A 22,218-nucleotide genomic window follows, 5' to 3' on the forward strand; every position below is an offset into this window, starting at 1 on the left:
GAATTAGCATGTCAGCAGAAAATTTATTAGTAGAAATTGGCACTGAAGAGTTGCCACCGAAAGCACTTCGTAAACTTGCTGAGTCGTTTGCTGAGAACTTAGCAACTGAGCTTGCAAGCTTAGAATTAAATCACCAAGGCGTTAACTGGTACGCATCACCACGTCGTTTAGGTTTACGTGTTAGTGCACTTGAAGCAAAACAAAGTGACAAGGTTGTAGAAAAGCGTGGTCCTGCAGTTGCAGCAGCTTTTGATGCCGATGGTAATCCAACTAAAGCAGCAATGGGTTGGGCTCGTGGTTGTGGTATCGATGTAAGCGATGCACAAACACTTGAGACAGATAAAGGCGCTTGGTTATTACATAAAGCACAGGTTGAAGGTCAAGCAACTACATCGCTTATGAGTGATGCAGTAAACAAAGCTCTTGCAAAATTACCTATCCCTAAACCAATGCGTTGGGGGGCAAATAAAACACAATTTATTCGCCCAGTACACACTGCAACTATTTTGTTTGGTAGCACGCTAATCGAAGGCGAAATCCTTGGTAAGCAAGTTGGCAACCAATTACAAGGTCACCGTTTCCATCATCCAGAAAAAGTCACAATCAACCACGCTGACGATGTGTTTGATGTGCTGAAATCTGCTTACGTTGTCGCTGACTTCGAAGCACGTAAAGCACAAATTCGTGAACAGATTGAAGCAGCAGCTAGCGCTGTAAATGCAAAAGTAGCGATGGATGAAGACTTACTTGAAGAAGTAACATCCTTGGTTGAATGGCCAGTAACGCTGACTGCAACATTCGAAGAAGCATTCTTAGATGTTCCTTCAGAAGCGCTTATCTATACCATGAAGGACGACCAAAAGTACTTCCCGCTATTAGACCAAGATGGCAACTTACTTAACAAGTTCCTATTTGTTTCTAATATCGAAAGTAAAGATCCAAGCGTGGTAATTGCTGGTAACGAAAAAGTTGTTCGTCCTCGTTTAGCGGATGCGCAGTTCTTCTACGAAACAGATAAGAAGAAAACGCTAGAGAGTCGCTTAGAGTCTCTAGATACTGTTTTATTCCAAAAGCAACTTGGTACGCTGAAAGACAAATCTGAGCGTATTAGTGAACTTGCAGGTTACATTGCTGAGCAATTAGGTGCCGATGCTGAGCTTGCTAAACGAGCAGGTTTACTAAGTAAAACAGATTTAATGACCGAAATGGTTATGGAGTTTACCGACGTACAAGGTGTAATGGGTATGCATTACGCTCGTCACGACGGTGAAGCTGAAGAAGTTGCACTAGCGCAAAACGAACAATATATGCCTCGCTTCGCGGGTGATAACTTACCAACAAATGTGATCAGCTGTGCGGTAGCTATTGCTGATAAGTTTGATACGCTGGTGGGTATTTTTGGTATTGGTCAAGCACCAAAAGGCGACAAAGACCCATTTGCACTTCGCCGTGCAGCAATTGGTGCATTACGCATCATGGTTGAAAAATCATTACCGCTAGATATCTTAGACCTTGTTGCTAAATCACAAACGCTATTCGGTGAAAAGCTAACGAACCTAAACGTATCAACAGATGTGTTTGAGTTTATGCTAGGTCGTTTCCGCGCATGGTATCAAGATGAAGGTATCGAAGTTGATGTCATTCAAGCAGTGCTAGCACGTCGCCCAACTAAAGCAGTTGATTTCGACCGCCGTGTTAAAGCGGTAAGTCACTTCCGTACATTAGACGCAGCAGAAGCGCTTGCAGCAGCAAATAAACGAGTAAGCAACATCTTGGCTAAGAATGACATCACAACACAAGGTGATGTGAATGAGAGCCTATTAAGCGATGACGCAGAAAAAGTATTAGCGTCACACGTTGCTAAGTTTGCAACTGAGCTTGCACCTTTATATGCAAATGGCGATTACCAAGAAGCATTGTCACAACTTGCGGGTATCCGTGAGAGTGTTGATAACTTCTTCGATAACGTCATGGTAATGGCTGATGACGAAGCGGTTAAACAAAATCGTTTAGCATTGTTAAGCCAACTAAGCCGTCTGTTTTTAGATATTGCTGATATTTCTGTACTTCAGAAGTAAGCAGTAGCCAATTAATAAAAGCCAGCTCAGTGCTGGCTTTTTTGTAGCAAAAGGAACAGTAATGAAACGTGTAATTACTTTAGCATTAGCAGGCTTATTAACTGCCTGTTCTAGCCAAATGCAAATGCCAAGCATCGACGATATTCTGCCAAGCAAAGAGCTTGACCGTACTATGTACTTACGTGGTGATTTTACCTTGTGGGATGCCGAGCCGCAGTATCAATTAGAGCAAGTTGCACCAGGCATATTCCAAACCGAGGTTAAGTTTTCAACGCCTGGTAAGGTATATGAATTCAAAGTAGCAGATGCTGATTTTAGCGAAGGCTATAACTGTGGTTACAGTGATATGGACCCAGCAGGGCAATCATTGGTTCTAGGCCAAGCCGCCAATGCCGACTGTAATACCATCTACAATTATTTCAGCTTTAAACCCGCTGCAAAAGGCGTGTATGTAGTGAGCTTTGATTACCGCAATAGCAATCAACCAAAAGTGACAGTAACTCGAAAGTAAAGCTATAAGCTTTCAGCTGTCAGTTTTAAGCCGATCGAGTGAGCGTTTAATATTGATAAATGCTCACTTTTAATTTTAATTGATTAACTCGAAACTCGAAACTCGAAACTCGAAACTCGAAACTCGTTGTTATAACCCTTTCTTCACCAAGTATCGGTACGGTGCTTGTTCTACATCTTTTGCCACGAGAGTGTGATCCATAAAAGTACAAAAGCTTGGGATATCGCGGGTGGTTGATGGGTCATCGGCGATGATCAGTAAGGTTTCGCCATCTTTCATTTTTCGTACTGCGCCACGCACCATCATAACAGGTTCTGGACAACGTAGGCCAAGTGCATCTAATTGGTGATCGGGATTATCAAAACTCATGGCTGACCTTTTAGGTGAAAGAGACGATTATTAAGCGGCTATTTTAACTTTCTATTGCCGCCAGTTTCAATAAGTGAAAGCAAAGCAAATAAAAAAGGCGCACTGAGCAATTCAGTGCGCCTTTTTATCACCAAGATGTTTGGTGTGAGCTCGTTATTCTACGCGCTCAAATACAGTTGCAATACCTTGGCCTAAACCAATACACATAGTTGCTAGACCGTATTTAGCGTTCTTGTCTTCCATTAGGTGAACAAGCGTTGTGCTAATACGTGAACCAGAACAACCAAGTGGGTGACCAAGTGCAATTGCACCACCATTTAGGTTAACTTTTTCATCTACCACATCCATCAGACCTAGGTCTTTTAACACTGGTAGAGATTGTGCTGCGAATGCTTCGTTAAGCTCTGCAACATCGATATCGTCAATAGTGATACCTGCTTGTTGAAGTGCTTTTTGCGAAGCAGGAACAGGGCCGTAACCCATGATTGATGGATCGCAACCTGCAACAGCCATTGATTTAATACGCGCGCGAATTGGTAAACCAAGTTCTTTTGCTTTCTCTTCGCTCATTACAAGCATTGCTGACGCGCCGTCAGAAAGTGCAGAAGAAGTACCTGCGGTTACGCTACCTGATGCTGGATTGAATACAGGGCGTAGTTGCGATAAGCCTTCAACAGTTGTCTCAGGACGGATTACTTCATCGTCTTCAACTAAGATTAAAGAACCATCTGCATCGTGACCTTCCATTGGCAGGATTTCACGACGGAAACGACCTTCAACAGTTGCAGCGTGTGCACGTTGGTGTGAACGGTAAGCAAATTCATCTTGTTGCTCGCGGCTAATGCCGTGAAGCGTAGCAAGGTATTCTGCAGTTAAACCCATTACGCCAGCAGCTTGTGCTACAGACGTCGATAGACCTGGGTGAAAATCATTACCGTGAGTCATAGGTACGTGACCCATGTGCTCAACACCACCAATGATGTAGGTATCACCAGCGCCAGTCATAATCGCGCGTGCTGCATCGTGTAATGCTTGCATTGATGAACCACATAAACGGTTAACTGTGACAGCTGGTACTGAGTGAGGGATACCGGCTAGTAGTGCTGCGTTACGAGCAATGTTAAAACCTTGCTCTAAAGTTTGTTGTACACAGCCCCAGTAAATATCATCAATTGATGCTGGATCAACGGCTGGGTTACGGTCTAACAAACCTTTCATTAAGTGAGCACTTAAATCTTCCGCACGCTTATTTTTGAATACGCCGTTCTTTGAACGACCCATTGGTGTGCGGATACAATCTACGATTACTGGATTATTCATGTTTCTTATCCTTCCACCTTATAGAATACACGGCCTTCTTCGGCCCACTTGCGAGTTTCATCTGATACTTGGTAAATCGCACCTAAGTGAGCGTATTTGTCTGCTGTCGCAACAAAGTTCGCTAAACCAGTTTGATCTAAGTAACGGAATGCACCGCCTCTAAATGGAGGGAAACCAATGCCGTAAATTAGCGCCATGTCAGCTTCTTGTGGAGACGCTACGATACCTTCTTGTAAACAAAGTAGTACTTCGTTGATCATAGGGATCATACAACGGTCAATGACTTCTTGTTTGTCGAAATCTTTAGGTGCATCAGTGATAGCACTTAGTAACTCTGTTGCTGTTGCATCTTTTGCTTTTTTCAGGCGACCACGACGGTCTGGCGCGTATTGGTAGAAACCAGCACCATTTTTCTGACCAAAACGTTTTTCGTTTGCAAATACAGTTACTGGGTCTTTGTCTTGACGAGCCATACGCTCAGGGAAGCCGTCAGCCATTACGCCAGTGCAGTGGTAAGCTGTATCGATACCCACAACATCAAGAAGATAGGCAGGACCCATAGGCCAGCCAAATACGTTTTCCATCACTTTATCAACTTTTGCGAAGTCAGCACCTTCAACAACAAGTTTGCTGAAACCTGCAAAGTAAGGGAATAGTACGCGGTTTACAAAGAAACCAGGACAGTCGTTTACAACGATTGGTGATTTACCAAGTTTTAATGCGTAATCAACAACCGCATTAATAGTAGCTTCTGATGTTTTTTCACCACGAATGATTTCTACTAATGGCATTTTTGGCACTGGGTTAAAGAAGTGCATACCACAGAAATTTTCTGGTTTTTCAAGTGCCGATGCTAACTCGTCAATACGAATTGTTGAGGTATTTGAAGTTAGGATAGTGCCCGCTGGTAAGTCTTTTTCAAGGCCCGCAAGAACAGCTTGCTTCACTTTAGGGTTTTCAACCACAGCTTCAACAACGATGTCTGCGCTTTGTAGGTCCGCATCGTTTAGTGTTGGTTTGATCTTGCCTAAGGTAGCAACCATCTTATCCATCGCCATATGGCCACGTTGTACTTTTTTGCCGAGTAGCTTAGATGCTTCACCCATACCTAAATCAAGAGCATCTTGGTTGATGTCTTTCATGATAATAGGTGTGCCTTTATAAGCAGACTGATATGCAATACCGCCGCCCATAATACCTGCGCCTAATACAGCTGCTTGTTTGATCTCAAGTTCACTGTGTTTAGCTTGCTTCTTCGCTTTACCTTTAATGTATTGGTCAGCTAAGAAAATACCTGTTTGTGCAGCAGCTTCGCTTGTTGCTGCTAATTTAGCAAAGTTAGCGTTTTCAATCGCCATTGCTTCAGCGCGTTCACAGTTTGCTGCAGCTTTGATTGTTTTTACAGCCATAACAGGTGCTGGGTAGTGACCTTTTGTCTGACCCATTACCATGCCTTCAGCCATCGCAAAGCTCATACCTTGCTCAACACGGTTCATTTTCAGTGGCTGTAATTTTACTTGTCGTTTTGCTTGCCAATCTAGCTTGCCAGCAATTGCTTGCTCAAGTGTTGCAATACTTGACTCTAAAAGTTTGTCAGCACTAACTACTGCGTCAAAAGCACCTACTTTTAAGGCATCAGCAGCGCGGTTTTCTTTACCTGTAGTGATCCATGTCATCGCATTATCAGCGCCAATAAGGCGTGGAAGGCGAACTGTACCACCAAAACCAGGCATGATGCCTAGTTTAACTTCAGGTAGGCCAATTTTAGCGTTAGAGCTAGCAACGCGGTAGTCGGTAGCAAGTGCCCACTCACATCCACCGCCAAGCGCCATGCCGTTTACAGCACTTAGCGTTGGGAAAGGTAAATCTTCAATTGCATCAAAAACGTCAGTTGCATTTTTGATCCATGCAACAAGTTCTTCTTGAGGTTTAGTGAAGGTAGGTAAAAATTCGAAAATGTCGGCACCGATAATGAAATGATCTTTATCGCTGGTGAACACCATGCCTTTGATATCTGAGTTTGTTGCCAATTCTTTTAATGCTAAAGCGCAATCTTGCAAGGTTTGCTGCGAAAGTTTATTTACTGAGCCGTCTGCACAGAACTTAAACTCGGCGATGTTGTCCTTGATGAAAGCAACTTCAAATGAATCGCTTTTATATAACATTATTATTCTCCCTAGTTTATTAACTAAGACTGGTACGATGAGTTTGCATTTCAATCAGTGTGCTTGCTTTAAAATGAAAATGCAACGAAAAAATTACTACGCTTTATCGCGATTGGTTAAAATATAGCTGGTTTGGTGCTAAGGTGTAGGAGAAGTTTTTTGTTATTAATTCTTTAATTTTTGTTAAAGGTCATCATGAAAAAACAACTCCTTGGTTGGACAGCTGCCGCATTACTTTTTCCTTTTTTTGCAGCTGAAGCCAACGATAAACATGACGCTTTTTTAAAAGCAGAAAAAAAGGCGCGTTACGGTGATTATCAAGACATGAAAGAGGCGGCAAGTGGGCTTGATCACCCTTTGAAGCCTTATGTCGAAAAGGCTTATTGGCAACGTAATCCGAGCCTTAAACACCAGACAGAAATCGAAAACTACCTCAATGTTTACCAAAACACGCCACTAGAGTGGCCTGTACGTAAGGCATGGCTTAATTACTTAAAAAAGTACAATAAAAAAGCGGCTTATATTCGTAACTATCGCGAAACAAGCAATAACGAATTGACCTGTCCTTATTTAAGTTTTCAATTGGACTTAGGTGCGCCTGAAAAAGCCATCATGAATCAAGTGACTGATTTATGGGTGGTAGGAAAATCACAACCAAAAGAGTGCGATAAGTTGTTCTCTCTTTGGAAGAAAAAAGGTTACCAGACCGAAGAGCGGGTTTGGCAGCGCATTAGCTTAGCTGCCGAAGGGGGCTCATCAAGTTTAATTCCATACTTAAAAACATTACTGCCTCGTGCTGACCAATATTTAGCTGATTTATATTTAAAGGTACGCAAAGATCCGAGTGCTTCAGCGGGCCTTTATCGCTACAAGAAAAAATCTGCTAAAGAAGGGCAGATTGCGATTTATGGAGTTAAACGCCTAGTATGGCGAGATAAAGATCTTGCACTGCGTGCCTGGGAAAAGCTCGAAACCATGTTCGATTACACAGACGAGCAAAAAGCGGATGTTTACTACAGTTTTGCCTTGTCGCTTGCTTCAAGTGGCCACCAACAAGCGCGCTTTTGGTTAAATAAAGTGCCTAAAGACCGTCAAACTAGAAAGTTAATGCAATGGCAACTTGGCAATATGTTAGAGAGACAAGATTGGTCTGGTATTGTGGCGTTTTTTACAGGCAAAGAAAACCTGAGCCTAGGTCAACAATATTGGTTGGCATATAGCTTAAACCAACGTGGTGAAGTCGAGCGTGCTCGTGAAATCTGGCAAACAGTGGCTAAAGAGCGTGATTATTACGGCTTTTTAGCATCTGCACGCTTAGGTATTCCGGTTAGCTTAAATAATAAAGAGATAAATATTAGTAATAAGCTAAAGCTTGAAGTGGCGAATGCTCCAGGCTTTAAGCGAGCTCGTGCTTTATATGAGCTTGAGCGCTTTACATCTGCGCGTCGTGAGTGGAATTATTTAACGGGTACATCAACCAAAGAAGAAAAGCTTGCTGCGTCATTGCTTGCTGCTGAACTTGATTGGTACGACAGTACTATCTACACCTTGGCGCAGTTAAAAGAGTGGGACTATGTCGACTTACGTTTCCCATTTGCGTTCAAAGATGTATTTGCAACATATAGCAGTCGCAGCCATATTGATGTTGCTTGGAGCATTGCAATTTCACGCCGTGAAAGTTCTTTTGCGCCCGATGCGCGTTCTCATGCCAATGCCCATGGTTTAATGCAGTTGTTGCCAAGCACTGCTAAGTATATGAATAAAAGCTCTGTATCACGAAAACAGTTATACCAGCCTCGTACTAATATTCGCCTAGGTAGTGAGTATTTGCAGTATTTGAAAAAGAAAAATCATGGCAACGAAATCTTGGCAACGGCTTCTTATAATGCGGGTTATCATCGTATTAAACGTTGGATCCCAGAGCAAGCTATGCCAGCTGAGCTGTGGATTGAGTTAATTCCTTATACAGAAACACGAAACTACGTTAAGAATGTATTTGCTTACAGACAGGTTTATCACACTCGATTAGGGCGCGATGGCAATGTTCTAGCGCCAATTCTTGATATGTCGATGGGTGGTTAAACTCGATTTGTCACACTATCCTCCCTCAGTTGGGGGATAGTGCTGGCTATGATAGACTGCCAACAAGTTAAATTTACTAAAGATGGGTTTACTATGGATAAATTAGCGGTGTTATACGCCGAACATATTGCAACCTTGCAACAACGCACTCGAACAATTACAGAGCGTGAAGGTTTAGAAGGGTTAGTAATTCACTCAGGTCAGGCTAAACGTCAGTTTTTAGATGACATGTATTATCCGTTTAAGGTGAATCCGCAATTTAAAGCTTGGTTACCTGTGATCGACAACCCACATTGTTGGATTGTGGTTGATGGTGCATCTAAGCCGAAACTGATTTTTTATCGTCCAGTGGACTTTTGGCATAAAGTGCCTGACGAACCACGTGATTTTTGGGCTGAGTATTTTGATATTGAATTATTAGTACAGCCAGATCAGGTAGAAAAGCTACTGCCTTACGATAAAGAAAAGTTTGCCTATATCGGTGAATACCTAGAAGTAGCGCAAGCGCTGGGCTTTAGTATTATGAACCCAGAGCCAGTTATGAACTACCTTCATTTTCATCGTGCTTATAAAACGCAGTATGAGCTTGAGTGTTTACGCCAAGCTAACCGTATCGCGGTAGATGGCCACAAAGCAGCACGCGATACGTTTTTTGCTGGTGGTTCAGAGTTTGATATTCAGCAAGCTTACCTCATGGCTACCCGCCAGAGTGAAAACGAGATGCCTTACGGCAATATCGTTGCACTAAATGAGAATTGTGCAATTTTACATTACACGCATTTTGAGCCTAAAGCGCCGCAAACGCATCACTCTTTCCTTATTGACGCAGGTGCAAACTTTAATGGTTATGCTGCTGATATCACACGTACTTATGACTTTAAAAAGTCAGGTGAGTTTAGCGACTTAATTAAAGTAATGACTGAGCATCAAATCGCTTTAGGTAAAGCATTAAAGCCTGGTTTGTTATACGGTGAATTGCATTTAGATTGTCACCAGCGTGTAGCGCAAGTACTAAGCGACTTTAATATTGTGAAGTTACCAGCCGCTGAAATTGTTGAGCGTGGTATTACGTCGACGTTCTTCCCGCATGGTCTTGGTCATCATCTTGGTTTACAAGTTCACGATATGGGTGGCTTTATGGCTGATGATACAGGTGCGCACCAAGCACCACCTGAAGGTCATCCGTTCCTACGTTGCACTCGCTTAATCGAAAAGAACCAAGTATTTACTATTGAACCTGGTTTATACTTTATCGACTCGTTATTAGGTGACCTTGCGCAAACTGACAACAAACAGTTTATTAACTGGGAAAAAGTTGAAGAGTTTAAGCCATTTGGCGGTATCCGTATTGAAGATAATATTATCGTTCATGAAGATAGCCTAGAAAACATGACTCGTGATCTACACTTAGATTAACGATAAAGGTTAGTGAATATTGGGGCCAATAGGCCCCATTTTTTTAGATAAGCAATTATGTCTGAATACCAATATCCGGCTGAGCCGGTTTTTTACCAAGAAGAAATCAAGAAAAGCACCTTTATTGTGCATATTGCCCACACCCCAGATCTTGCGGCAGCAAAAGCCTTTATCAAAGAGATTCAAGATAAATACAGCGATGCTCGTCATAATTGCTGGGCACATGTTGCGGGTAATCCCGGTGGTAGTCATGTGTATGGCTTTTCTGATGATGGTGAGCCCAATGGCACAGCAGGTAAGCCAATGCTTAATGTATTAACAGGCTCTGGTATTGGTGAAATTACAGCGGTGGTAACCCGTTATTTCGGGGGCATCAAGCTTGGTACAGGTGGGCTAGTTCGCGCATACGGCGGTAGTTTAAATAATGCCATGCGAGAGCTTAAAACCATTACCAAGGTACCGAGTGTTGAACTGGTTGGCCAAAGTGATTACAGCGTACAAGGTGCAATTGAGCAGTTATTAAAAAATCAGTATCAGGTGCTTAATATCGAAAAACAATTTGCAGAGAACATCACATGGCAAATTGAAATCGATAGCCGTCAGGCAGAGCAAGCGATTGATGATATCCATGAATTGACTCATGGCGAAGTTAGCCTAAAAGTCAGAAAAGTTTGAAATGTAAAAATAATACATTCCGTTTACTTACAATTAAGGCTGTAAGACAATAAACTGTATTAGCTAAACATTTAATAAGAAAGCGATACGCCTAGATGCAATTTCGTACCATAATAAAAATTCTCGGCCAGCTGGTGGCGTTATTTAGTATCACTATGGTGCCACCGGCACTGGTGTCTTTGATCTACAAAGACGGTGGTGGTGTGCCATTCGTTCTCGCTTTTATCTTTAGTGTTGTGATTGGTTTAGCGGCTTATTATCCAAACCGTCATGAGCATGGTGATCTTAAAGCCCGTGAAGGCTTCTTGATTGTAGTCTTGTTCTGGTTGGTACTAGGTACCTTCGCTGCGGTGCCTTTAGTGTTCTTACAAGAGCCTAATCTTTCCTTAGCTGACTCCGTATTTGAGGCCTTTTCTGGGCTGACAACAACAGGGGCTACCGTACTTACGGGCATAGAATACCTACCTAAATCAGTCCTCTTTTATCGCCAGCAACTGCAATGGCTAGGTGGTATGGGGATCATCGTACTCGCGGTTGCGGTATTGCCTATGCTAGGGGTCGGTGGCATGCAGCTATACCGTGCAGAAACACCTGGTCCGGTTAAAGACTCAAAAATGACACCGCGTATTGCCGATACCGCAAAGCATCTTTGGTATATCTATGTATCGCTGACGATAGCCTGTACGCTTGCGTATTGGGCTGCAGGAATGGATTGGTTTGATGCAATCTGTCATGCGTTCTCTACGATTGCGATAGGCGGCTTCTCTACCTACGATGCATCAATGGGGCAGTTTGATAGCCCATTAATTAACTTTATTTGCGTAGTGTTTTTGCTGATTGCAGCCATTAACTTCTCGCTGCATTATGCGGCGGTAGCTTCACGCAATATTCGTGTTTATTTACGCGACCCTGAATTTAAAGTGTTCTTGTTGATTCAATTAGCATTGGTCATTGTCTGCTTTACTGTACTGTCTTCAAATAATATCTATGCCGATGGTGATGAGACTCTCGATCAAGCTATGTTCCAAGCGGTATCAATGAGTACCACCGCGGGCTTTGCGACAGACAACTTCTCAGCATGGCCACTGTTCCTACCTATTTTACTTATCTTCTCAAGTTTTATTGGCGGCTGTGCCGGCTCTACCGGTGGTGGTATGAAGGTCGTGCGAGTGTTCTTACTTTACTTACAAGGTATTCGTGAGCTCAATCGTCTTGTGCACCCAAGAGCTATTTATTCAATTAAATTAGGCCGAAAAGCACTTCCAGATAAAGTTGTAGAAGCTGTTTGGGGCTTCTTCTCTGCGTATGCGTTAGTGTTCGTCATTATTATGTTGGCGCTGATGGGCACCGGCATGGATAACATCAGTGCATTCTCAGCAACAGCTGCTTGCTTAAATAACTTAGGCCCAGGTTTAGGTGAAGTCGCTGCTCATTACGGAGCGATTTCTGATACGGCAAAATGGCTACTTACTATTGCGATGGTATTTGGTCGTTTAGAAATATTCACCCTGTTAGTGTTGTTTACGCCAACCTTCTGGCGAGGCTAAACATAGTAAGGTGATTATCTAGAAGTGGAGGCATTACTGTGCCAAAAACTCAAAAACAACGTAATCTAGAAAAGCTAACCTGTATCCCTGCGGGTAGCTTGGTAGATGTTGAAATTACCACACCAACCGACAGTAAACGCGTAAAAACAGAATTTATTGGTTTGATGAATGATCAGTACATCATTATCAATTACCCATCAGCAAAGCGTTTAGCAAATGGTAGTGATTTCATCAAAGATGGGGTGATGGTCGTTATACGCGCGGTACTTGAAGCGGGTGGTGGGCAAGTAATTGCTTTTCGTCAGCAAATAAGCGCCTTGGCATCGCATCCTCACCGTTTAATTTTTCTCGAGTTTCCTAAGCAAGTGCAGCTTTATAGCTTACGTAGTGAAGCACGTATTCCTACGTTATTCCCTGCAAACTTAGTCATTGCAGAGCAAAAATTGGCTGGGCTTATTAAAGATATTTCACTAACAGGCGTGCAGTTTGATCTTAATAGCAAGGAGAACTTAAGCGCTTTTAAAGGGCAAAGCTGCCAAATCACACTTAGTAAACGTGAGTTTAATGGCACAGTATGTAGCGTGCGCAAAAGAGCAGGCGGTTTTATGTTCGGTGTACAGCTTGATACGAGTGAAGATGAAATGAAAGCGTTTATGAAAGAGCACTTAATTGACCTTTCAGTGTTGGATAACTAATACCAATTCGCCATTTTGCAACAAAATGGCTATTTCCCCCGATTTAACCCTATAAATATCAAAATTAATTTATTAATAAATTCAAATAACCAATTAAATCAATGTTTTATTAATTAAATTAATTTCGATTTTTTTCTTTAAGTTTTGTTGTTCAGATAGAGTTTATTTTCAAATTTCTAATTTTTCTGTTTTCTAATCCGAGTTAATCGCTATTGTCTCCATTTTAATCTTTGTAACTTATTGATTTTAAAAGAAGCGTAAAACCAACCACCGAGCTTGTTGCAAAACAGCAACAAATAAATCGCGTTATTTCCCCCTAATTCTCGATATTTTAATTTAATACACTGATTTTATTGTTCTTTTTAACTTTGGCATCGAAGTTGAAAATAGTCTTAGCGAACACAGAGAAAAACTGATTCAGGAACATATCCTTTATCACAGTTGAGACAACATTGAAGGAATAGTGATTATGAAAACGTTACACAAAACTTTAGCACTTGTAGCTCTTGCAACTTCATCAGCAGCGTTTGCCGCTGACTTTGACACACTGGATGTTAATGGGGATGGCGCTATCAGCAAAAGCGAAGCATCAGTAAGCGAAACGTTAATGAGCCAATTTAAAGAGCTTGATACAGACGGCAACGGTGAGCTGTCTAAACAAGAGTACTCAAAAGCTTAATTTCATTGTAAGGACACACTGAAAGGGACTTCTAACTCAAGACAACACATTTTGAAGGAATGACATTATGAACACAGTAAATAAAACACTAGCACTTATGGCACTTGTATCTTCATCAGCAGCGTTTGCGATGAGTGATTTCGATACTCTAGATGTTGATGGCAATGGTGTTATCAGCCAAAGCGAAGCATCGGTAGATGCAGAGCTAATGAGCAAATTCAGTGAATTAGACACTGACGGTAACGGTGAGTTATCGAAACAAGAATTTTCAAAAGCTTAATGTGATTAAGCAAAACCAGTTTATTTAGCTGATTAGTTCTGAGCTGCCAAAGACAGCCTAAATGGATAAGGGAATCCATGACAAAGGACAACACTGGAAGTGTGATCAGCTAACACTCTTAAAATTGAAGGAATATGATTATGAAAACAGTAAACAAAACATTAGCTTTAATCGCACTTGCATCTTCTTCAGCAGTTTTTGCAGCAACTGATTTTGACACTTTAGACGTAGACGGTAACGGCGTGGTTAGCAAAAGTGAAGCAGCCGTTGACGCAAAAATTATGTCGCAGTTTAAAACATTAGACGTGAATGGCGACGGCGTTCTTACAGAAGCTGAGTTCTCTGAAGCCGAATAACTGAATTAATACGTAGTTATACCAATTTCCACTAAACAGGGATCTCAGAAACGGATTTCACTCTTTTCAAATTTAAGGTAGTTATTATGAAACAGTTAAGCACAACAATCGCAATTTTAGCACTAGCAACGTCATCAGCAGCCTTTGCACAAGGCGTAAGCTTTTCAACATTCGATACTGACGGTGATGGTGTGATCAGCAAAGAAGAAGCGTCTGCAAATATGCAGCTTGAAAAGTTATTTCCAGAGCTAGATAGTGATGGTAATGGCGAACTTTCAAAAGAAGAGTTCGCTCAAATTCAATAGAATCTTTTAGAAAAGTTAGGTACTTTCACTTCAAGAGTCGTAAAGCAGCTGTCATGGCTGCTTTTTTCGTTTATAAGCTTTTTTACAAGAAGATAGCACTTACTTGGAACAGCTTTTCAACAACTGTAATGTGCTTTTTATCAATCAAGAACATGATTACATGGTCACCCGACTGAATAACCGTATCGTCATGGGCAATCAGTACATCATCGTTACGCACAATTGCACCAATGGTTGTTCCAGCTGGTAGTTTGATATCAGCAATTGCTCGGCCAACAACTTTAGAAGTATGCTCATCACCATGAGCGACAGCCTCAATGGCTTCTGCTGCGCCCTTACGTAACGAATAAACATTAACAATGTCACCACGGCGAACGTGTGTTAACAGCGCCGAGATAGTGGCTTGCTGAGGTGAAATAGCAATATCAATCTCACCACCTTGAACTAGGTCTACATAAGCGCCACGCTGAATAAGCACCATGGTTTTTTGTGCGCCCATACGCTTTGCCAGCATCGCAGACATAATGTTTGCTTCATCGTCGTTAGTTACTGCGATGAACACATCCACTTGTTCAATATGTTCTTCAGATAACAGCTCTTGATCAGAGGCATCGCCACAGAACACTACGGTGTTATCAAGCATTTCAGAGAGCTGTGCTGCGCGCTCTTTATTGCGCTCAAGCAGCTTCACACTGTGGTTTTTCTCAAGTGAACGCGCAAGGCCCGCACCGATATTACCACCACCAGCAATCATGATCTTTTTGTATGAACGTTCGAGTTTTTGCAGCTCATTCATGACTGCTCGAATATGCTTTGTTGCTGCGATAAAGAACACTTCATCGTCCGCTTCGATAACGGTTGTGCCAAGTGGTTTAATCGCTTTACCTTGACGATAAATAGCCGCTACCCGGGTTTCCACATTCGGGATGTGCTCTTTCAAGGCTGAAAGTGCATAACCCACCAGCAAACCACCGTAATAGGCTTTCACCGCAACCAGCGATAACATGCCATCGGCAAATTGTAATACCTGTAAAGCACCCGGATAGTCGATTAAGCGACGAATATACTTAGTTACCAGCGCTTCTGGAGCAATGTAGTGGTCAACAGGTAAGTCGTCGTTATGAAATAGCTTTTCACGGTACTTCAAGTATTGCTCTGAGCGAATACGGGCAATTTTGGTTGGTGTGTTAAAAATACTATAAGCAACTTGGCAAGCAACCATGTTCACTTCATCTGAACTGGTTACGGCAATAATCATATCGGCGTCTTCTGCGCCAGCGCGACGCAATACATCGGGATGCGCACTGTGGCCAGTAACACCTTGTAAGTCGTACTTATCTTGTAGCTCACGCAAACGGTTACCGTCGATATCGACAACGGTGATCTCATTTTGCTCACCTACGAGGTTTTCTGCCAGTGTGCCACCAACTTGTCCGGCACCGAGTATGATTATTTTCATAGCTTGTTCTTATTAGTGTTTTTTAACTAGCTTTGCATAATAGAAACCGTCACTTTCACCAGGCAATAATTGCAGGCCAGGTAAAGTAGGGGTGTCGTTTTCATGCAAAGGTATGTGTTCAGCACTTGGATTATTGGCAAGGAACTTAGCAACTTGTTGTTGGTTCTCTTGCGGTAATACAGAGCAGGTCGCATAAACTAACGTACCACCAGGCTTAAGTAGAGGCCAGATGCTATTTAAGATATCGCCTTGTAAATTAGCCAGATCTTCAATATCAGATGCACGACGTAACCATTTAATGTCAGGGTGACGACGGATTACGCCAGTAGCTGAACAAGGCACATCAAGCAAAATACGGTCAAATTGCTGCTCATCCCACCAGATGTGAGGTTGTGAAGCATCGGCACATTGTAGATCAGCAGCTAAACCAATACGCACTAAGTTTTGTTTAACGCGTTCTAGGCGCTCGCTGTCGCTATCAAGTGCTAATACGTCGGCATCAGCAAGCTCTAGGATATGGCACGTTTTACCACCTGGCGCTGCACACGCATCTAAAATGACATCATCATTTTGTGGATCTAAAAAGCGTGCTGCTAATTGTGCCGCAGCATCTTGAACTGAGCAGGCACCGGTATCAAATTCTGGCAGTGCGTATACATCACACGGTTTAGCTAGTTTAATACCATCAGGAAAATCAGCATTAAGGGTATGCTCAATATCATTTGCTTTAAGCATCTCGCTGTATTCTTGGGTGCTATATTGCGCTTGGTTTACACGTAACCACATAGGTGCTTGCAGCTGATTCGCTTCAAGGATTTCTTGCCAGTTATCAGGGTAAGCTGCGGTTACTTGTTTGATAAACCAACCTGGGTGGTTAAATTTGCATACAGGAATTTGCTTTGCTTTTTCTTCAAGCTCAGCTTGTTCACGTTGGAAACTGCGTAAAATAGCGTTAATCAGACCTTTTAAACCCAGTGCGCGCATTTGCTGAAGCGCATTAACCGTTTCGCTGATTGCTGCATGAGGCGGTACACGCATGTGTTGAAGTTGGTAAATACCCACATACAACAAGAACTGAAAAATACGGCGCTTACCTTTTAGTGGTTGATCTAAAAGTTGCTGACAATAATTTTCTAGGCTAGGTAAATAGCGCAGCACACCGTAGCAAATTTGTTGTAGTAGGGCTTTATCTTTCGGCGATAATCCTTGGCTTGCAAAAGGTAGTTCTTGATTTAGCGATGCACCTTTATCGACCACGTTATAGAGGGTTTCAGCAGCAAGTGCTCTTACATTACTCATTGCTTTGACCTAATACTGAGCCAGGTTCAACCCAATCACTGCGACCATTTAAAAAGTCAGTAACAGCCATTGGTTTTTTACCTTGTGGTTGAAGAAGGGTGATTTTAAGTGCATCTTGCCCACAGCCAACGGTAATACCTTGCTTATCAGCAGCAATGATTTTACCGGCTTGTGCAGTTTGCGATACAACTTCGGCTTGCCAAATTTTTACCGTTTGTCCTGCCATTTCAGTAAAGCAAACAGGCCATGGATTAAAGGCACGGATATTACGCTCAATTTGCGCAGCATCCATTGACCAATCAATATTGGCTTCGTCTTTTGATAGCTTCTTGGCGTAATTTGCTTGAGCGTCATCTTGCTTTTCTGGGGTGATTTCACCTGCAGCAAGACGATTGATAGTACTGATCAGTGCATCAGGACCAAGTGCAGCTAATTTATCGTATAAAGAGCTACTGGTTTCTGTGCTATCAATCGGGCAACGACTGATATGCAGCATATCGCCGGTATCTAAGCCTTCATCCATTTGCATTATTGTTACACCGGTTTCATTGTCACCAGCCCAAATAGCACGTTGGATCGGTGCAGCACCACGCCAGCGCGGTAAAATAGAGCCATGCACGTTTAAGCAGCCTAAGCGCGGTGCATCTAAAATCGCTTTTGGTAATAGTAAGCCGTACGCCACCACAATCATAATATCGGCGTTCAGGCTGGTAAGCTCTGCAAGTGCTTCATCTGATTTTAGTGATTGCGGTTGAAATACAGGTAAATCATGAGCAAGTGCCAGTTCTTTAACTTCACTGGCTTTTAGCTTTTTACCTCGGCCCGCTGGGCGATCAGGTTGGCTATATACACCAACAACTTCGTGCTCTGAGTCAATCAGTGCTTGTAAATGGCGCGCAGCGAAATCCGGCGTACCAGCAAAAATAATGCGTAATGGTTGTGTCACAGATATTCCTATTGATTAACTTTATGATTTAGCAGCCAGCTTAGCTTCTTTCTCAAGCTTTTTACGGATACGTTGGCGCTTTAAAGGCGATAGATAATCAATAAATAGGGTGCCTTTAAGGTGATCAAGCTCATGCTGAATACAAATCGCTAATAGCTCGTCAGCGTCAAGGCTGAACTCTTCACCGTTTTCATTAAGCGCTTTAACAGTGACTGTTTCTGCGCGGTCAACTTTTGCGTATGAGTAAGGAACAGATAAACAGCCTTCTTCACTCACAGTTGAACCATCTTTTTTGGTGATTTCTGGGTTGATTAACACTAACGGTTGGTCGCGCTCTTCAGATACGTCGATCACCACAATTCGCTGGTGGATATCTACTTGCGTCGCTGCTAAGCCGATACCGTTTTCGTCATACATAGTTTCAAGCATGTCTTTGACGATTTGACGAACTTCATCGTTTACTTCTGGTACTTCTTTCGCGATTGTACGTAAACGCTCATCCGGAAATCTCAAAACTTCTAACCTAGCCATAGTTACCTTTTACACTTGTGATTCATTTAGGGTATTGTATGCTCTTATTTTAGCCATTCGTGTTCACCTTTAACAGGTTTTGGTCGATAATAATCTAAAAACAACTCAAGGAAGCCAAATGAGATACCCACTAGTTGCGGCTTTGTTAGCCATTAGCTGTGCTTTTCCGGTAGCTGCTGATGTTTTAACAATTAAAAAAGATGCACCAAAACAATATGTTGTCAAAAAAGGCGATACGCTTTGGGATATCTCGGGCGTGTATCTTGATGAACCTTGGCAATGGCCTGATTTATGGCAAATGAACCCGCAAATTGCGAATCCGCATTTAATATACCCGGGTGATGCGCTCACTTTAATTTACGATAAAGACGGAAATCCTCGTTTAGTTAAAAATGCGCGTTATAAAAAACTCTCTCCAGAAGGGCGAATTACACCAAAAGGCAAGCAAGCAGTGCCGACGTTGCCTTTGGAGTTGCTGCGCCCATATTTGAGTTATGAGCAAGCGATTAGCGCCGATGTTATTGCACAAAAACCATATATTTTGGGTGCCAGTGTTAATACCAAAATGAATACTATGGGCCATACGCTTTACGTTAAAGGTGACTTAACACTTAACGAAGCTTATGGCGTATACCGTAAAGGCAATGATCTTGTTGATCCAAATACCAATGAAGTACTAGCGAATAAAGCGGAATTAGTGGCGATTGTTCGCGCATTTAGAAGCGGTGACGTAGAAAACGGCGTACCTGCCTCAGTTAAAGTTGAACTGGTAAAACAAGAAATTAAGCCGCATGACTTTTTAATGCCGGCGATGGAAGGGCAAATGTTGCCGGCCTATTTCACTATGAAACGCCCTGAAGCTACTTTAGATGGCACTATTATCGCCGCAGCTAATGAAATGCGTGAATTTAGTACCATGGACATTGTTGTACTAAACTTAGGTTCAGACCAAGTGAAACCAGGTTTTGTACTTGATATTCAGCGTCAATCACCTGAAGTGTATGACGGCCGCAATGGTCCGCGTTACCGCGAAGATTCTAACAGTCTTGAGAAATTCATGACTGATGCGAATGATGTGTTAGGAATTGAAAGCGATGAAGACAGCAATGTATGGCACATGCCAAAGGAAAAAGTCGGTGAGTTAATGGTGTTTAAGGTATATGACAACGTTAGCTACGCATTGATTGTGAAGAATCAGCACCCGATCCGAGTTGGAGATTATGCAGTTATAAACTAACTCACAATTTGGGCGCTCTAAGGAGGGAGCATGGCACAGGTTTCAGGCAAGCTATCCCATTGGCTTGCCTTTTATTTATGTAAAGGGCTTGGAATAAAAAGCCTTATTGCATTAAGTCAAAGACGGCCACTGGATGAGCTATTTAAGCTATCTAGTTTAGAGCTTCAGCAGCTGGGTTTATCACAAAGCCAAGCCGATAACTTAGTTAATACTGACTGGCAGTTAGTAGCCCACTACCAAGAGTTAATAGCAAGACTTAAAATCAAAGTCATAAGCTATTTTGATAGCAGCTATCCGCCCTTACTCAAGCAAATAGCCAGTGCACCTATCTTATTATTTTGTTTAGGTAACACAGAACTATTACTGTCACCGCAAATAGCAATTGTCGGTAGTCGTAATGCCACGCCGACAGGGCTTGAAGTCGCTGCTGAGTTTGCCCATCAACTTTCTGCTGTTGGCATGACGGTGACATCAGGTATGGCTATGGGAATTGATGGTGCAGCCCATAAAGGCGCATTAGCAGGGTCAGGAAACACCATTGCCGTACTTGGTACGGGTATCGATATTGCTTATCCAAAACGCCATCGCTTACTCATTAAACAGGTTGCTGAGCGGGGCTTGTTGGTTTCTGAGTTCTTACCGGGAACGGCTGCTAATGCCGCTAATTTTCCGCGCCGAAACCGCATTATCTCTGGGTTGTCATTAGGTGTATTGATTGTCGAAGCGCAAATTAAAAGTGGCTCATTGGTGACAGTGCGCTATGCGCTTGAGCAAAATAAAGAGGTGTTTGCCGTGCCGGGTTCGATAAAAAGCCCACTTTCAGAGGCAAGTCATTTTTTAATTAAGCAAGGCGCTAAATTGACAGAAAATATTACTGATATTCTTGATGAAGTGAGCTTTTTCTGTGAAAACAGTCTATATAGTATAGAACAGCCTATAGCAGATGAACCCGACTGCCCAGTGTTCAAAAGTATAGGGTATGAGGTAACAAGTGTTGACCAAATTACACAGCGCAGCCAATTACCTGTAGACGAAGTACAAGCTCGGTTACTCGACCTAGAGCTCGCAGATAAAATCGAACGAGTACTAGATGGTTATATAAGACTTGGAGGACATAAACATGTTTGACATCCTCATGTATCTTTTTGAAAACTATATCCATAGTGAAGCTGAAATCTTTACTGAAGAGAACGAACTTACCGATGAGTTAGTTCGTGCTGGCTTCAATAAACCTGAAATCTACAAAGCCCTTGACTGGCTAGAGCAACTTGCTGACTTACAACAAAGCGATATCTACCCGTATCTTAATGCCCAACCACAACATGCCATGCGTATTTACACTGATAGTGAATGCCAAATGTTAAGTGTTGAGTGTCGCGGCTTTTTAATGTTTATCGAGCAAATTGGTGTGATTAACACTGTAACCCGCGAAATGGTGATAGATAGACTTTGCGCTCTTGATAAACCATTTATTTCTTTGGAAGATCTAAAGTGGGTGGTGCTTATGGTGTTATTTAATGTACCAGGGTCAGAGCAAGCTTACGCACAAATGGAAGACTTAATATTTGACGAGCCAGCCGATGTATTACATTAATTCGACTTTGCTTGTATCTTTGTTGAGTTTGGGTATATTAGGCGAAAATTAGCCAACCCCACAGGAATCTTATGAGTAAAATCGACCATTCTCTTTTTTCTGCAGATAAACATGCACTCGAAAAAGAGTATGAGGTTTGCCCTAAATGCGGTTCTGAATTGGTTATGCGCAACTCAAAGTCAGGGCCGTTTTTAGGCTGTGCCAGTTACCCTAAGTGTGATTACATCCGCCCATTAGCTCATCATGATAGCCAACAAATAAAGGTGCTCGAAGATAGTGCCTGCCCAGAGTGTGGCAAGCCATTGGTAATTAAAAATGGCCGCTACGGCATGTTTATTGGGTGTACTGGCTATCCTGAGTGCCACTATATTGCTCATGATGAAGAGCCTGACGATGCCCCTCAATTACCTGCTTGCCCTAAATGCAAAAAAGGCCAGCTGGTTGCGCGTAATAATAAGTTTGGCAAAACCTTTTATTCTTGTGATGGCTATCCGCGCTGTAAATATACCCTTAATCACAAACCTGTGGCGACCGAGTGCCCGGCCTGTCAGTGGCCAATTATGACTGAAAAGAAAACAGCTTCAGGTGTTGTGTTACTATGTCCGCAGAAGTCGTGTATGCATAAGTTAGTCGAATCTTAATGCACTTGTAATTTGTTTATTTAGGAGAGTTTC

General features: G+C 42.4%; 22 protein-coding genes. 15 read left to right on the forward strand and 7 right to left on the reverse strand.

Annotation, left to right across the window (positions count from 1 at the left end):
* Nucleotides 1–8 precede the first annotated feature (8 nt).
* Together glyS and WA256_RS18405 are read left to right on the forward strand one after the other, a co-directional pair.
* Entirely contained in the window at nucleotides 9–2,078 is a 2,070-nt protein-coding gene (gene glyS / locus WA256_RS18400; RefSeq protein WP_335992797.1) for a glycine--tRNA ligase subunit beta, read from the forward strand.
* A gap of 61 nt (nucleotides 2,079–2,139) precedes the next feature.
* On the forward strand, nucleotides 2,140–2,589 hold the full coding sequence (locus tag WA256_RS18405; RefSeq protein ID WP_135923090.1) for a hypothetical protein: 450 nt from the start codon (nucleotides 2,140–2,142) through the stop codon (nucleotides 2,587–2,589).
* Nucleotides 2,590–2,718: 129 nt separating this feature from the next.
* On the opposite strand, the gene tusA is transcribed toward WA256_RS18405, so the two are convergent.
* From tusA to fadB, 3 genes are all read right to left on the reverse strand, one after another.
* The gene (gene tusA, locus WA256_RS18410; protein WP_054554785.1) at nucleotides 2,719–2,958 is read right to left on the reverse strand and encodes a sulfurtransferase TusA; all 240 of its coding nucleotides are present in this window, start codon (nucleotides 2,956–2,958) and stop codon (nucleotides 2,719–2,721) included.
* Nucleotides 2,959–3,111: 153 nt separating this feature from the next.
* Entirely contained in the window at nucleotides 3,112–4,278 is a 1,167-nt protein-coding gene (fadA, locus tag WA256_RS18415) for an acetyl-CoA C-acyltransferase FadA (RefSeq protein WP_054554784.1), read from the reverse strand.
* Nucleotides 4,279–4,283: 5 nt separating this feature from the next.
* Complete coding sequence (gene fadB, locus WA256_RS18420) at nucleotides 4,284–6,443, reverse strand: fatty acid oxidation complex subunit alpha FadB (RefSeq protein WP_335992798.1); 2,160 nt, start codon at nucleotides 6,441–6,443, stop codon at nucleotides 4,284–4,286.
* A 195-nt stretch (nucleotides 6,444–6,638) separates the two neighbouring features.
* Between fadB and WA256_RS18425 the strand changes: the two genes are divergently transcribed.
* From WA256_RS18425 to WA256_RS18465, 9 genes are all read left to right on the forward strand, one after another.
* Nucleotides 6,639–8,525, forward strand: coding sequence for a transglycosylase SLT domain-containing protein (locus tag WA256_RS18425; protein ID WP_054563767.1), 1,887 nt, complete (start codon nucleotides 6,639–6,641; stop codon nucleotides 8,523–8,525).
* Between the two features lie 93 nt (nucleotides 8,526–8,618).
* On the forward strand, nucleotides 8,619–9,941 hold the full coding sequence (gene pepQ / locus WA256_RS18430) for a Xaa-Pro dipeptidase (protein ID WP_058583681.1): 1,323 nt from the start codon (nucleotides 8,619–8,621) through the stop codon (nucleotides 9,939–9,941).
* 57 nt (nucleotides 9,942–9,998) lie between these two features.
* Complete coding sequence (locus WA256_RS18435) at nucleotides 9,999–10,616, forward strand: YigZ family protein (RefSeq protein ID WP_062564605.1); 618 nt, start codon at nucleotides 9,999–10,001, stop codon at nucleotides 10,614–10,616.
* Nucleotides 10,617–10,711: 95 nt separating this feature from the next.
* Nucleotides 10,712–12,163, forward strand: a complete 1,452-nt coding sequence (locus tag WA256_RS18440; RefSeq protein WP_054563770.1) for a TrkH family potassium uptake protein — start codon at nucleotides 10,712–10,714, stop codon at nucleotides 12,161–12,163.
* Between the two features lie 38 nt (nucleotides 12,164–12,201).
* Entirely contained in the window at nucleotides 12,202–12,858 is a 657-nt protein-coding gene (locus tag WA256_RS18445) for a flagellar brake protein (RefSeq protein WP_332394127.1), read from the forward strand.
* A gap of 469 nt (nucleotides 12,859–13,327) precedes the next feature.
* Entirely contained in the window at nucleotides 13,328–13,537 is a 210-nt protein-coding gene (locus WA256_RS18450) for a calmodulin (protein ID WP_054563772.1), read from the forward strand.
* 67 nt (nucleotides 13,538–13,604) lie between these two features.
* A complete protein-coding gene (locus WA256_RS18455; protein ID WP_054554776.1) occupies nucleotides 13,605–13,817 on the forward strand; it encodes a calmodulin in 213 nt (70 codons plus the stop codon).
* Between the two features lie 140 nt (nucleotides 13,818–13,957).
* Complete coding sequence (locus tag WA256_RS18460; protein WP_335992799.1) at nucleotides 13,958–14,173, forward strand: calmodulin; 216 nt, start codon at nucleotides 13,958–13,960, stop codon at nucleotides 14,171–14,173.
* Nucleotides 14,174–14,259: 86 nt separating this feature from the next.
* Nucleotides 14,260–14,478, forward strand: a complete 219-nt coding sequence (locus tag WA256_RS18465) for an EF-hand domain-containing protein (RefSeq protein WP_054563774.1) — start codon at nucleotides 14,260–14,262, stop codon at nucleotides 14,476–14,478.
* A gap of 82 nt (nucleotides 14,479–14,560) precedes the next feature.
* Here WA256_RS18465 and trkA read toward each other — a convergent pair whose 3' ends face one another.
* From trkA to def, 4 genes are read right to left on the reverse strand one after another with little or no spacing between them, the layout of a single operon-like run.
* The gene (gene trkA, locus WA256_RS18470; RefSeq protein ID WP_054563775.1) at nucleotides 14,561–15,937 is read right to left on the reverse strand and encodes a Trk system potassium transporter TrkA; all 1,377 of its coding nucleotides are present in this window, start codon (nucleotides 15,935–15,937) and stop codon (nucleotides 14,561–14,563) included.
* Nucleotides 15,938–15,949: 12 nt separating this feature from the next.
* A complete protein-coding gene (gene rsmB / locus WA256_RS18475; protein ID WP_105173815.1) occupies nucleotides 15,950–17,236 on the reverse strand; it encodes a 16S rRNA (cytosine(967)-C(5))-methyltransferase RsmB in 1,287 nt (428 codons plus the stop codon).
* Entirely contained in the window at nucleotides 17,229–18,182 is a 954-nt protein-coding gene (gene fmt / locus WA256_RS18480) for a methionyl-tRNA formyltransferase (RefSeq protein WP_055199321.1), read from the reverse strand. Before fmt ends, rsmB begins: the two co-directional genes overlap by 8 nt.
* A gap of 21 nt (nucleotides 18,183–18,203) precedes the next feature.
* Nucleotides 18,204–18,713: a peptide deformylase gene (gene def / locus WA256_RS18485; protein ID WP_054554770.1), complete on the reverse strand. Its 510-nt coding sequence runs from the start codon at nucleotides 18,711–18,713 to the stop codon at nucleotides 18,204–18,206.
* Between the two features lie 118 nt (nucleotides 18,714–18,831).
* Between def and WA256_RS18490 the strand changes: the two genes are divergently transcribed.
* The 4 genes from WA256_RS18490 (at nucleotide 18,832) to WA256_RS18505 (ending at nucleotide 22,185) form a co-directional block, all read left to right on the forward strand.
* Nucleotides 18,832–19,950, forward strand: coding sequence for a LysM peptidoglycan-binding domain-containing protein (locus tag WA256_RS18490; protein ID WP_054563778.1), 1,119 nt, complete (start codon nucleotides 18,832–18,834; stop codon nucleotides 19,948–19,950).
* A gap of 30 nt (nucleotides 19,951–19,980) precedes the next feature.
* Nucleotides 19,981–21,078, forward strand: coding sequence for a DNA-processing protein DprA (gene dprA, locus WA256_RS18495; protein WP_332394126.1), 1,098 nt, complete (start codon nucleotides 19,981–19,983; stop codon nucleotides 21,076–21,078).
* The gene (locus WA256_RS18500) at nucleotides 21,071–21,544 is read left to right on the forward strand and encodes a DUF494 family protein (RefSeq protein WP_054563780.1); all 474 of its coding nucleotides are present in this window, start codon (nucleotides 21,071–21,073) and stop codon (nucleotides 21,542–21,544) included. Before dprA ends, WA256_RS18500 begins: the two co-directional genes overlap by 8 nt.
* A 71-nt stretch (nucleotides 21,545–21,615) precedes the next feature.
* Nucleotides 21,616–22,185, forward strand: a complete 570-nt coding sequence (locus tag WA256_RS18505; protein ID WP_335992805.1) for a DNA topoisomerase family protein — start codon at nucleotides 21,616–21,618, stop codon at nucleotides 22,183–22,185.
* The last annotated feature ends 33 nt before the right edge of the window (nucleotides 22,186–22,218 follow it).

The organism is Pseudoalteromonas sp. CH_XMU1449-3 (genome assembly GCF_037027245.1).
Classification (GTDB): domain Bacteria; phylum Pseudomonadota; class Gammaproteobacteria; order Enterobacterales; family Alteromonadaceae; genus Pseudoalteromonas; species Pseudoalteromonas shioyasakiensis.